Consider the following 12,581-nt stretch of genomic DNA (forward strand, 5'->3'; position numbering starts at 1 on the left):
GGCCGTGGGCATGTCTTAGTGGTCCAGTATCTGGTCAAGGAACACCCGCGCGCGTGCCGACGTGGGGTTGGTGAAAAACGTCTCAGGTGGCGATACCTCAACGATCTTGCCGGCCTCCATGAACACCATTGTGTCCGCGACTTTGCGCGCAAACCCCATTTCGTGGGTAACGACAACCATGGTCATGCCAGTCTCTGCCAGCTCCACCATGACATCCAGAACCTCGCCAATCATTTCGGGATCAAGCGATGACGTCGGTTCGTCAAACAACATCACCTGCGGTTCCATGCACAGTGCGCGCGCAATCGCCACACGCTGTTGCTGACCGCCTGATAACTGCGCTGGGCGTTTGTCGGCCTGTTCGGGAATGCGCACGCGTTCAAGGTATTTACGTGCGAGTGCTTCGGCCTGCTGGGATCCAAGTTTGCGCACCTTCATCGGGCCAATCATCAGGTTTTCCAGAATGGTCAGATGCGGAAACAGATTGAATTGCTGAAACACCATGCCGACGTCCTGACGCAATTGACGGATTTTCGGCACGTCTTCATGAAGTTCAATGTCGTTGACGCGCAAGGTGCCGGCATCATGATTTTCCAGCCCGTTAAAGCACCTGATCAGTGTCGACTTCCCCGAGCCAGACGGACCACAAACAACAACCCGTTCACCTTGATGAATTTGTAGGTTGATGTCGGTCAGCGCCTGAAAGTCTCCAAAAAACTTGTCGATGTTTTCGGCAACGATGATCGTTTTGCGTGTCATTTTCTGCGCCGACCCCTCCTATTAAATTAAGAAAGTAGATTGAGATCGGCCACTGACAACCTGACTACATGATTTCTGTCTGTCTGACTGGATGGATGATGTTACGCGCTGTTATGATGCGTCTGTTGGCAGCAGCCCGTCGGCTGGAAACATAACGACATGTGGGGATACGAAATGTTGGCACGGACCGATGAATTGACAGGGTTGTCAAACCGACGAGACCTCGAAATATCTGCAAAACGTGTACTTCTGGATGCGGATAGAGGTGCCGTGCCTGTGTCCCTCGTCATGTTGGATATTGATCGTTTCAAGGCCGTCAATGACACTCACGGTCATGACATTGGCGACCAAGTGATCCGTGCGCTCGCCGATGTGCTTAAATCGACCTGCCGAGAAAACGACATTGTTGCCCGACTGGGTGGGGACGAATTTGTTTGCGTCCTTAACAACACCGATGCTTCTGAAGCAACCGCGCTTTGCAATCGCATACACGAAGCGGTTGCTGGGATAAGAGTGAACGCCTGCCAGATCACGGTCAGTATTGGTCTTGCTATTAAGCCACATAACAGACAAGTCGCATTGCCAGACATGCTTAGTCTAGCCGATCAGTGTCTGTACATAGTCAAAGAGAACGGAAGAAATGCCTGTCATATGTTGAAGGTCAACGCAGCCTGAGAACCGGGCCGTCGCAGCGTGCGCCCTAATGGGGAATATGGGCTCGTTGCCGCCGTTAGATCTTATGCAGCATGTTGGCCATTAGTTGTCACTGCCCTCAGCAAGGACGGCCCAAAGCTGCCATTCGACTGATGAAAATTTCAGCCATTGGCCTTCGCGAAAGCTGCCGTTCATGCAACTCGCAGCATTTTGGCTGGACCGGATGACTGCAACGCGGGACTTTGTTAGCTTTCGCTTTGGGTGTTACAAGGTCTCCTTTGGTTTAAGAGGCACATAGTAGCACCGTCGATCAATTTTGGGTTTCCTTCCAAATTGGAACCATTGAACTCCAAATTCCGTCACCTTTCAGTCGATGGAATACAGCTGCTGCTATGTGGAGGCCGATACTCAGGTAAGCGACCAAAATAGCATTCTCATGGAAGAACATCGCGATTCTCATACCTGCCCCTTCAGGACTACCTGATGAATAGATTGCACCGATCGCAAGCCCAGAGATCGCCATAGTGGCTAAAGAAAGGTACATCGCAAGATGTCCGGCACGCGCCAGAACCTTTAGTCTTGGCGAAGTGCTCGCTGGCAACGCCGTCGGCATTGTGATGCGCATATAGGTGAATCGAACGGCGAGGAGGGCTAAAAATCCCATGGCAAAAACCATTTCAAACCTAAGTAGATCTGGGTCTTGAAGCTGCTCAATGGCATCTAACTGCTTTAGAAGCGCATACACAAAAACGACAATAAATCCCCAGTGAAATACCCGTGCAATCAACCCGTGTTCCCGCGCTTGTTCTTTCGTCGCTTCGCTCACTGTCTACTCCCAAGTTTTTGACCAGCCAACCAAAGGCTTAATAATGAAAAAATCGGGTTAGAAGGCTTAAGTCAAGCAAAACACCACGCCCTGAAATACCTCAGCTTTGGCAGAGCGCTTAATCATATCATCCCCTAAGCTGTCGCTCGTATCGCTTGCAGCATTATACAGTCTGGGCTCATTCCTGCCCTTCGCTGCATCGCCGCTTTCCGGCCAAACGAGCATGTTTTGATCGACACGAACGGCCCAAAGCCGCCGTCCGCGACGATAACCCTCTCTGCATTGGAGCTTCCTGAACGCAGACATTCATTCGCGATCCAGTGCCAATCCTTTAGACCGTAAGCAAACGGTCAAATTGCCCATATCTGCCTCAAAGGCTACTTTTCAAAATTGCTAAATCTAAACAAACTTAGACGATTGCTATGGTTACATCGCTAAGGGCGGCTAAACGCATCGGCATCTTGTGGTCATACATCGCACTCAAAGCGCTAGACATTTGTTCGCAAGTGAATCTCCACTCGTATGCTCTCTTGCGAGCCAAGCGTGGTACGATTGTCGACTATACCCTTCAGTCGTCGAATGGCGCTGCGCACCAGATGTCCCGGGTTTTGAGCAACAACGCCGTCAAGCTTTTTCGCCCTTAGCGCTTCTTCTGTATATGGCGTCATTTCGTGCGCGAACTTGGCAATGTTGGGATCTACGTTCAGCTCTTGAAGGATGCGAAGTGGCGCCCTTGCTTCCGAGGACATGACATAGATGCCGACAATATCTGGATTGTTACTAAGGTTTGCCGCGATGATGTCTTTCGCACGGGTTTCGTTTCCGTAGGTTTCAAGCGAAGGCAGCGGTTGCAAATTTGGAAAGCTCTCATTCATGATGCCATCAAATCCAAGTCGCCGCTCAAGGCTATCCCGCGACTGCATGCTTTCAGCAATGACCATAATCTTCCCGGTCCGCTGACCAATCCATTGCCCCAAAAGAAGTGAGGCCGTAGCACCCGCCGCTTTGTTGTCGATACCCACCCAGTTTTCGTTCATCAAAGTCTGGTTTGAAACGAAAGGAAGCGCTGCAATTCCCCGTTCTTGCAGGCGCATAGTCGCATCACGCACTTGCGGTGTTTCGGGCGACATGATCGCGACGCCAGTAACATCCGACTGATCAAGAGACGCCAAGAAAGCAGAAATGCTATGAGGGTCGTTTTCATCAATATGCTGAACGTCGCAAAACACGTGATCCGCCGCAAAAATGGTTTGCGCTTCTTTGATCCGAGATACGATTTGTTCAAGGAATTGATCGCCCGAGGAAGGCAGTGCAAAGATGAACCTATAGCTTTGGGACTTTGCCAAATTCGCGGCTTGTAGGTTGCGAACGAATCCAAGTTCCTTGATAGCCAGATTGACCCGTTCGACGGTCTTTTCCTTAACACCTTCTCTGCCATTTAACACACGATCAACGGTCGCACGGCTGACGCCTGCCGCCTTTGCAAGGTCTTTTGTTGTCGGTCTTAAAGCGAGATTTATGGTCGAGACAGTCTTCATTTCTTACTTCTAATCAGTCAGTTGGCTTGTTCCCTTTGGTGCCGCGCGGGAACCTCATTTGAAAGCCTATAGCAAAAATTGAGGCACGTGTCTCAAAAAATACTTGTCTTGAGGCACGTGCCTCATTACTAAAGTTGGCAGGGAGAGTCGCAGCGAGGAGGCTGGGTCTCTCAGAACTCCGGGAGGATCAAAAATGAAAACCAAATTAATGATGACGGCCGCAGCCAGCGCAATGCTCGGCACCGGTATGTCCACTGCGGCTTTTGCCGAGGATCTAACGCTTTGCTGGGCCGCTTGGGACCCTGCGAACGCACTAATTGAACTCAGCAAAGACTTCGAGGCTGAGTCTGGTCACAACATGAGCTTTGAGTTCGTGCCTTGGACGAGCTTTGCAGATCGGATGCTGAACGAGCTGAACTCTGGCGGCCAGCTTTGTGACTTGATGATTGGCGACAGCCAATGGATCGGCGGCGGTGCCGAGAACGGTCACTATGTGAAGCTGAACGACTTCTTCGACGCCAACAATATCACAATGGATGATTTCATTCCTGCGACTGTCACCGGCTACGCCGAATGGCCGAAGAACACTCCGAACTACTACGCTTTGCCAGCCTTTGGTGATGTGGTCGGATGGACGTATCGCAAAGATTGGTTCGACCGCCCAGAGCTTCAGACAGAGTTCATGGAAACTTACGGCCGCGCACTCGGCGTCCCTGCTTCACTGGCAGAACTGAAAGACATCGCTGCGTTTTTCCAAGGCCGCGACATTGATGGAACCACCGTCTACGGTGCTGCGATCTACACAGAACGTGGGTCAGAAGGCATCACAATGGGTGTGACCAACGCGCTTTACAACTACGGTTTCCAGTACGAAAACCCTGATCAACCCTATGATCTCGAAGGGTTTGTGAACTCCGCTGGCGCTATCGAAGGGCTAGAGTTCTACAAGTCGCTTTATGAAGCCGGAGCTCCTCCAGGATCATCCAACTGGTACATGGGCGAAAACATCGACGCCTATCGTTCCGGTCAAGTCGCGATGCAGATGAACTTCGCGTTTATCTGGCCCGGCGTTGAAGCCGACGAAAACGTCGGTAACGGCAAGTCTGGGTATTTCCCAAATCCTGCTGGTCCTGCAGGCCAGTTTGCGCAGCTCGGTGGGCAAGGGATTTCCGTTGTAGCCTATTCTGAAAAGCAGGACGCAGCCTTGGAATACATCCAGTGGTTCGCGCAACCTGAAGTTCAAGCGCAGTGGTGGGAACTTGGCGGCTATTCAGCACTCAAGGCTGTGGTTGAAGATCCCGGTTTTGCAACCAGCCAGCCTTATGCGCAAACGTTCCTCGACAGCATGGCGATCGTTAAAGACTTCTGGGCTGAACCTGCCTACGCAGATCTCTTGATCCCGATGCAGGAACGCATCCACAATTACGTCATTGCCGGTGACGGCAGCGCACAAGACGCGCTTGACGGCTTGGTTCGCGATTGGACCGAAGTATTCGAAGATGAAGGCAAGCTGTAAGCTCACCTCCTTGTCAGGCATAGTACACACTGATGCCTGACGTCTGGTCCCCGGCTGAAAAGTCGGCCGGGGATTTGAAATCAACAAAATCAACAAAATCGGCTAAAGTTGGCAGCAAAGGCGTACTCGCCTCTGCGATGAAGGATCCGCACTCATGACAGACACCCCCATCGAAAAGGCGGCACGAAAAACGCCCGACGGGATGGCGCGACGCATTCGCGGCTTATCAGACCGGACAATCGCGTGGATCTTCGTGGCCCCTACGATCTTTCTGTTGCTGGCCGTCAATATCTTTCCGCTGATTTGGACAATCCGGCTAAGCTTTACCAATTTTCGCGTGAACCGACCCAACCGCGATGTCGAATGGGTTGGGTTGCGAAACTACGAACGCATCCTGACGGATCCTGATATCTGGAACACGATGCAAGCTACGGCGCATTTCCTGATTTGGACAATCGTCTTGCAGGTCTTGATCGGCTTCGCGCTTGCCTATCTGATCAATAAGAAATTCAAAGGCAACGATCTTTGGACAACAATCATTGTCTTTCCGATGATGCTCTCTCCTGCTGTGGTCGGTAACTTTTGGACGTTCTTGTATCAGCCGCAGATTGGTCTGTTTAACTACATCGTGACCTTCTTTACCGGCGGCGACCCGGCCGGGTTTTCGATGATCGGCGATGTGCATTTGGCTCCTTGGGCGATCGTCATTGCCGATACTTGGATGTGGACGCCCTTTGTGATGCTGATCTGTCTGGCGGGTCTCAGATCCATTCCCGACAGCATTTACGAGGCAGCCGAATGTGACCGCGCCACCAAATGGCGCCAGTTTTGGACAATCACCATTCCGATGGCCTTGCCCTTCCTGATGTTGGCAGTGCTGTTCCGTGGGATCGAAAACTTCAAAATGTTTGATCTTGTCGTGCAGCTGACAGGGGGTGGCCCCGGCAACACCACCACGCTCACTTCAATCGACCTCAAGCGAGAAGCGTTTGAAAAGTGGCGCACCGGCTATTCCTCTGCCTACGCCGTCATCCTGTTTGTCACCGTCTTCGGCCTTGCGTCGATCTACGTCAAAGCGTTGAATAAGGTTAAAGAACGATGAGCTTTTCCGTCACAGAGCCCACCAAAGGCACCAAGTGGTTCGCTGGCACCTTGGTTATCGGCTACGCTGTTATCACTCTGATCCCTTTGCTTTGGATCATTGCCACCGGCTTTAAATCACCTACCGATTCAATCGCTTATCCGCCTGTTGTCGTCTTTGAACCGACGCTGGAAGGATACGTGAACCTGTTCACCGACCGTACACGTGCCACCGATCAAATGATCGAGGAAGCCGGCCCAGCGACGACTTGGTACGACAAAATCGCCCGCGAACGGGGCACGGTGATTTCTGGCCCGTCCCGGTATGGCGAGCGCTTCCTGAATTCCGTGATCATCGGATTTGGATCAACGGCGCTTTGCATGGTCCTTGGGACGGCTGCCGCCTATGCTTTCAGCCGGTTCAAGGTGCCGCTGAAGGACGATCTTTTGTTCTTCATCCTGTCCACCCGAATGATGCCGCCAATTGCAGTCGCGATCCCGATCTTTCTAATGTTCCGGAATCTGGGCCTGAATGACACGCATATCGGAATGATCCTTCTTTATACTGCTGTGAATTTGTCGCTTTCGGTTTGGCTGTTGAAAGGCTTCATCGACGAGATCCCGATTGAATATGAAGAGGCAGCACTGATCGACGGCTACACGCGGTTCCAGGCCTTCTATAAAGTTGTGCTGCCGCAAGCGGCGACCGGAATTGCCTCTACCGCGATCTTCTGCCTGATCTTTGCTTGGAACGAATACGCATTCGCTGTGTTGCTTACCTCCGGCACGGCGCAAACAGCCCCGCCTTTCATCCCCAACATCATCGGGGTGAACGGGAAAGACTGGCCCGCAGTGGCGGCTGGTGCGACGATCTTCCTAGTTCCGGTCATGGTCTTCACCGTCCTCTTACGTAAACACCTGCTTCGCGGGATCACATTCGGAGCGGTTCGCAAATGAGTATGTTTATCAATGGCCTGCTGCGGCTGCGCCGTGGCCCTTGGGAAATGGTCGCCTCTATCCTTATCGCGGCGGGTGTTATCATGCTGATGCAGCCTTTTGTGCTGGGGCTTTATAGCTACTCCTTCATTGTCACCCTTGTCGGCACGGTGATGTTCATCATCGTAAGTCATTTTCCGGAGTAGGCGCATGGCACAAATTAGAATTGAAAACGTGCGCAAGGATTTTGGGTCTTTCAATGCCGTTAAGTCCTCAAGCTTCACGATTGAAGATGGTGAGTTCTTTATGCTGCTCGGTCCGTCAGGCTGCGGGAAAACGACAACCTTGCGAATGATGGCCGGACTTGACCTGCCCACGTCAGGACAAATCTACATCGACGGTGAAGAGGTCGGTCAAAAGCCAGCCAGCCAACGCGATATTGCTTTCGTGTTTCAGATGTTCGCTCTCTACCCGCATCTAAATGTGGGCAAGAACATCAGCTATCCTTTGGTGTCCCAAGGAATGCCGAAGGCCGAAGTCAAAAAGAAGGTCGGCGAGATTGCAGAAATCCTCGGGATCACAGACATCCTAGACCGCCCTGTTGGCGGGCTTTCCGGTGGCGACCGCCAGCGGGTGGCCTTGGGCCGGGCCATTGTGCGCGATCCAAAGGCGTTCTTTATGGATGAACCTTTGGGCGCGCTGGACGCTGAATTCCGCGAACATATGTCCGAAGAACTTCGTGCCCTTCATGATCGCATGAAAGCGACGACAGTCTACGTGACCCACGATCAGCTGGAAGCCATGCAGATGGGCGACAAGATCGTGGTCATGAACCACGGAGTTGTCGAACAGTTCGGCGTTCCACAAGACATCTACGATTGGCCCGCGACAAAGTTCGTGGCGGAATTCATCGGCTCGCCGCCAATGAACTTCCTCGACTTCCACGGCATGGTCGGAACAGGCGAAACGAAGGTGTCCTTCGGTGAGGCTCAGTTCAACATTCCCGCGCAACGTGAGGGCATGAATGGTGATCTTACTTTCGGCGTCAGGCCAGAGCATATCCGGCTGGACGACACAGCCGCCTTCCGGGGTCGTATCGCGGCCACAGAATACCTAGGCACCACCCAGATCGTGACGGTTGAAACAAGCAATGGCGCCATCAAAGCGCGCGTTGCGTCATCCGATACCGCCAAGGTGGGCGACCAGACCGGCCTGCATTTCGACCCACGCACAATCACGCTTTTTGACGCCAGTTCTGGGCGCGCATTGCATAGCGAAGCCAACGAAGGAGTGCTGACCCATGGCTGAGGTTTCCCTTTCAGGCATTTCCAAATCCTTTGGCAATGACGTAGCTTTGGACGACGTCACGATGACCATTCCCGATGGATCATTCGTGGTACTGCTTGGTCCAACCGGTGCCGGGAAAACGACGACCCTGCGCATGGTTTCTGGCCTTGATCTGCCAGACGCGGGACAGATCAGCATTGGCGGCCGCGATATGACTGGACTGACTCCCACGCAGCGCGACGTGGCGATGGTGTTCCAGCAATACTCGCTCTACCCACATCTATCGGTGCGTCAAAACCTTGAGTTTCCGTTGAAGTCTCCGGTACTGCAAACACCTGCGGACGAGATTAACCGCAAGGTTGGCGAAGTGGCCGAGATCTTGCAGATCAGCCACAAGCTCGATAACAAAGCAACCGCGCTCTCTGGCGGAGAGATGCAGCGTGTTTCCATCGGGCGTGCGCTTGTCCGTGACCCTTCGGTCTATCTGATGGACGAACCGCTCAGCTCGCTGGACGCCAAGCTGCGTTCGGATTTGCGGATCGAGCTGAAGAACATTCAAGCCAATTCCGGCGCGACTTTGCTCTATGTCACGCACGATCAAATCGAAGCAATGACCATGGCAACCCACGTCGGTGTGCTTGATCACGGTAAACTGGTACAGTTCGGGACGCCGCGCGAGATCTATGAAAACCCCGTCAGCGTCTACGCGGCCAGCCGGTTGGGGCAACCGCGCATCAATGTTCTACCTGCGGATTTGTTTGCAGGTGCGCCCAGCAATGCCGCGACCATTGGGTTGCGCCCTGAACACATCGTGCAGGGCGATGGGGCCGATAGCCTTGTGCAGCGGGTTGAACATTTGGGCGATCAAACGCGCTTACATCTGGTGTTCAAGGATCACGACCTGATCACCGTGACCGACGCCCATACAGATCTAAAAGGGGGCGACATCGTCAAAATCCGCCCCCAAAATCCATACTATTTCGACGCCGCTGGCGCGCGCGTCAGCTAAGGGGGGACCGCCATGAAACAGTTCATCAACGCCAAAGAAGACATCGTCACAGATGCCATTGACGGCACCATTGCAGCTTCTGGCGGCGCATTGACCCGGCTGGACGGCTACCCACATATCCGGGTGGTTGTCCGTGCCGATTGGGACAAGTCCAAGGTTGCTTTGGTCTCTGGTGGAGGGTCAGGGCATGAACCAGCACACGCGGGGTTCATCGGTAAGGGCATGTTGACGGCGGCGGTTTGTGGCGATGTTTTCGCCTCTCCTTCTGTGGATGCCGTTTTGGCCGGGATCTTGGCGGTCACTGGTCCGGCTGGCTGTCTGTTGATTGTGAAGAATTACACGGGTGATCGTTTGAACTTTGGCCTTGCGGCTGAGCGCGCGCGTGCCTTTGGCCATAAGGTTAGCATTGTGATTGTGGATGACGATGTGGCTTTGCCGGAATTGCCTCAAGCTCGCGGGTTGGCCGGAACGCTTTTTGTCCATAAAATCGCAGGAGCCATGGCCGAAAATGGAGCCACCTTGGACACCTGCACGAAAGCTGCTGAGCGGGTCATTGGGAACAGTAAGAGCATCGGGATGTCGCTGGATACCTGCAATGTTCCGGGGTCACAGAAGGAGGATCGCGTTCCCGAAGGTATGGCCGAGCTTGGACTTGGCATCCACGGGGAAGCCGGTGTCGAACAAATCGCAGCTGATGGCGCCAAATATTCAGTCAACAAAGTGGCTGAAAAGCTATTGGCGACGATGTCAAAAACGCCCCATGCGGTCTTGGTCAATAACCTTGGTGGAGCGACCGAACTAGAAATGGCAATTCTAACCAAAGAACTCATAGAAGGCGGCCTTGGTGAACGTGCCGACCTTATGGTTGGTCCAAGTTCCATGATGACTGCATTAGACATGCATGGCTTTTCCATATCTGCCCTTGAGCTAACAGAAGACGATGAAGCGATGTTGGCGCAACCGGTCGAGTGCGCCAGTTGGCCAGGCTGTATGAAGATCAATTCAGCCAAAATCTTGCCGCTACCCGATGGTCTTTCCCCCATCCGCGCACCGGCTTCGGAACATGCCAATACAAAGGACTTCTTGCTCGCCTGTTGCGAGATTTTGATTGCGTCCGAGTCAGACCTCAACACACTAGATGCAAAGTCTGGTGATGGGGATACGGGATCTACTCTCGCAGGTGCGGCACGCGCTTTGACTGAAGCAATGGACACTTTACCGCTTGCTGACCAAACCCAACTCTACCGCGCAATCGGTCTTGAGTTGAGCCAAACGATGGGTGGGTCTTCAGGGGTCTTACTCGCAATCTTCTTTGCTGCTGCCGGCGATGCCTCTTCGGCTGGGCAACCTATGACCGACGCGCTCAAATCAGGACTTGCTCGCTTGTGCCAGATTGGGGGTGCAAATCCCGGCGACCGAACAATGGTCGATGCGTTAGCTCCTGCGTTAGATGCCTTAGACGGAGGCTTGGAAAGTGCGGCAATCGCTGCTCGCAAAGGCGCGGACTACACCGCTACGCTAACTAGGGCCAAGGCCGGGAGAGCGACATATATCAATGCACAGCAACTTTCGGGTCATGTCGATCCAGGTGCAGAGGCGGTAGCTAGATTGTTTGAGCACTTGTCTAAGTAGGACCGATCTTTCGCCCTGCTGAAAAATTTGAGGAGTAAGTGTGATTTTAGACCAATCACTTTAATCGAAATCGATGAGAGCCTGTGCGTAGCTCAACAGGACAGAGCTTCTGGCTGACAGCCTAGATTATGCGGATTTTTGGCCGAACAACAAGAAGAGTGGCTTCAAACAAACCCAATGTCGGCTTCTGAATTCGACTATGAAAAGTTCGCGTCCGCAGCGAATGTCTCCTTTCCGCCCACAATGCTTGTGGTGATAACGACCCGCTTTTTAAAAGAATATAGAATTTAGGCTTGAGTTATCTCTGGTGGTTAAGTTTGGGTTTAAGACTGGCATAGATCTGGTTCTATGCCGGCTTGTGATCGAGACCTTGATGATGATGACGAAGCTCGTCCAATTTCCGAAGTGTATAAATACCTCTGATATACAGAGAAATCAGAGATAACCCGTTGAAAAATGACCTTAGACAACCACTTCGAAAACTTGCCCTTCAGAATCCGCAGGGTTGGGACTTGGCCGTTACACTTACACTGAAGCAACAAGATGGCCCGACTTCGCTTAGTCAGCAGGAAGCTGAGAAGAACCTTCGCCATTTTTTCAATCGCCTCAATAAGAAGACCTTCGGAAACGCTGCCGCTATATACGGGAAAAAAATCCGTGCTTTTCCTGTTCTTGAACGATCTGCGGGCAACAGATGGCACTTCCATCTGGCTATGGAAAAGCCATTCGAAGAGCTTTCTGAAAGTATGAACTGCATCTGGGATTGCTGGTCTACGACGAGATGGGCTACGGCCAAGTTGACGCCCAGCCAATCTACGATGCTTCAGGTTGGATATCCTATATCACCAAGAACCAGTCAATTGATGGCTGGGACATCATGAACACCCAATTGGTCCGCTGAGTAAATACTCCCTACCGAACGTGCTTCACCACATAACCGCTTTGAATGATGCCTCTTCGCCGAGCCTTCAATCTTTGTAGTGCCAAGGTCAAAGGCAAACCAGAAAGGTAACCAATGAAATCTCTAAACCAGGAAACTAAGCATCCAAGCATCCTGCTCAACTTCAGGATTCCACCATCTTTGAAAGCCGACTTCCAAGACATCTGTAGAACCCAACACATTTCAATGTCTGCTCGATTGAACATGATGGTCAGCCAGTTCACCCAAGAAGCCAAATCTTGCCCGTTGGAATCCAGGTCATCACCAGATCATCTTAGTGCCACCTGGAGAGACCGTCTTCATGGTTGATGATAGGAGCAGCTTTGATAACCACTCATCACATTTAGATGTATCCAGCTCATCGACAAACCTTATCAGGTTCAGGCAATATTGCTTGCTAGATG

Annotated in this window: 12 protein-coding genes; 9 read left to right on the top strand and 3 right to left on the bottom strand. The window is 52.4% G+C overall.

What is annotated here, in order from left to right; translation table 11 throughout:
• Window positions 1-15: 15 nt before the first annotated feature.
• Window positions 16-759: an amino acid ABC transporter ATP-binding protein gene (locus TR2A62_RS15135; RefSeq protein ID WP_009157978.1), complete on the bottom strand. Its 744-nt coding sequence runs from the start codon at window positions 757-759 to the stop codon at window positions 16-18.
• Between the two features lie 174 nt (window positions 760-933).
• On the opposite strand from TR2A62_RS15135, the gene TR2A62_RS15140 reads away from it, so the two are divergent.
• Window positions 934-1,434: a GGDEF domain-containing protein gene (locus tag TR2A62_RS15140; RefSeq protein ID WP_050761096.1), complete on the top strand. Its 501-nt coding sequence runs from the start codon at window positions 934-936 to the stop codon at window positions 1,432-1,434.
• 289 nt (window positions 1,435-1,723) lie between these two features.
• Here TR2A62_RS15140 and TR2A62_RS15145 read toward each other — a convergent pair whose 3' ends face one another.
• Window positions 1,724-2,239: a cytochrome b gene (locus tag TR2A62_RS15145; protein WP_009158235.1), complete on the bottom strand. Its 516-nt coding sequence runs from the start codon at window positions 2,237-2,239 to the stop codon at window positions 1,724-1,726.
• 488 nt (window positions 2,240-2,727) lie between these two features.
• Entirely contained in the window at window positions 2,728-3,777 is a 1,050-nt protein-coding gene (locus TR2A62_RS15155) for a LacI family DNA-binding transcriptional regulator (protein ID WP_009157723.1), read from the bottom strand.
• Between the two features lie 193 nt (window positions 3,778-3,970).
• On the opposite strand from TR2A62_RS15155, the gene TR2A62_RS15160 reads away from it, so the two are divergent.
• From TR2A62_RS15160 to TR2A62_RS18570, 8 genes are all read left to right on the top strand, one after another.
• A complete protein-coding gene (locus tag TR2A62_RS15160) occupies window positions 3,971-5,293 on the top strand; it encodes an ABC transporter substrate-binding protein (RefSeq protein ID WP_009160583.1) in 1,323 nt (440 codons plus the stop codon).
• A 154-nt stretch (window positions 5,294-5,447) separates the two neighbouring features.
• A complete protein-coding gene (locus TR2A62_RS15165) occupies window positions 5,448-6,395 on the top strand; it encodes a carbohydrate ABC transporter permease (protein ID WP_009159818.1) in 948 nt (315 codons plus the stop codon).
• Window positions 6,392-7,330 (top strand): carbohydrate ABC transporter permease, encoded by a 939-nt coding sequence (locus TR2A62_RS15170; RefSeq protein WP_009158944.1) that lies wholly within the window; start codon window positions 6,392-6,394, stop codon window positions 7,328-7,330. Before TR2A62_RS15165 ends, TR2A62_RS15170 begins: the two co-directional genes overlap by 4 nt.
• Window positions 7,331-7,332: 2 nt before the next feature.
• On the top strand, window positions 7,333-7,515 hold the full coding sequence (locus tag TR2A62_RS15175) for a hypothetical protein (protein WP_009160298.1): 183 nt from the start codon (window positions 7,333-7,335) through the stop codon (window positions 7,513-7,515).
• A gap of 4 nt (window positions 7,516-7,519) precedes the next feature.
• Window positions 7,520-8,617 (top strand): ABC transporter ATP-binding protein, encoded by a 1,098-nt coding sequence (locus TR2A62_RS15180; RefSeq protein WP_009157365.1) that lies wholly within the window; start codon window positions 7,520-7,522, stop codon window positions 8,615-8,617.
• Window positions 8,610-9,605: an ABC transporter ATP-binding protein gene (locus TR2A62_RS15185; RefSeq protein WP_009159720.1), complete on the top strand. Its 996-nt coding sequence runs from the start codon at window positions 8,610-8,612 to the stop codon at window positions 9,603-9,605. The genes TR2A62_RS15180 and TR2A62_RS15185 overlap by 8 nt, the downstream gene beginning before the upstream one ends.
• A gap of 12 nt (window positions 9,606-9,617) precedes the next feature.
• Entirely contained in the window at window positions 9,618-11,237 is a 1,620-nt protein-coding gene (locus tag TR2A62_RS15190; protein WP_009160611.1) for a dihydroxyacetone kinase subunit DhaK, read from the top strand.
• A gap of 512 nt (window positions 11,238-11,749) precedes the next feature.
• Window positions 11,750-12,118, top strand: a complete 369-nt coding sequence (locus tag TR2A62_RS18570; protein WP_223296127.1) for a hypothetical protein — start codon at window positions 11,750-11,752, stop codon at window positions 12,116-12,118.
• Window positions 12,119-12,581 lie beyond the last annotated feature (463 nt).

The organism is Thalassobium sp. R2A62 (assembly GCF_000161835.1).
Taxonomy (GTDB): Bacteria; Pseudomonadota; Alphaproteobacteria; order Rhodobacterales; family Rhodobacteraceae; genus Thalassobium.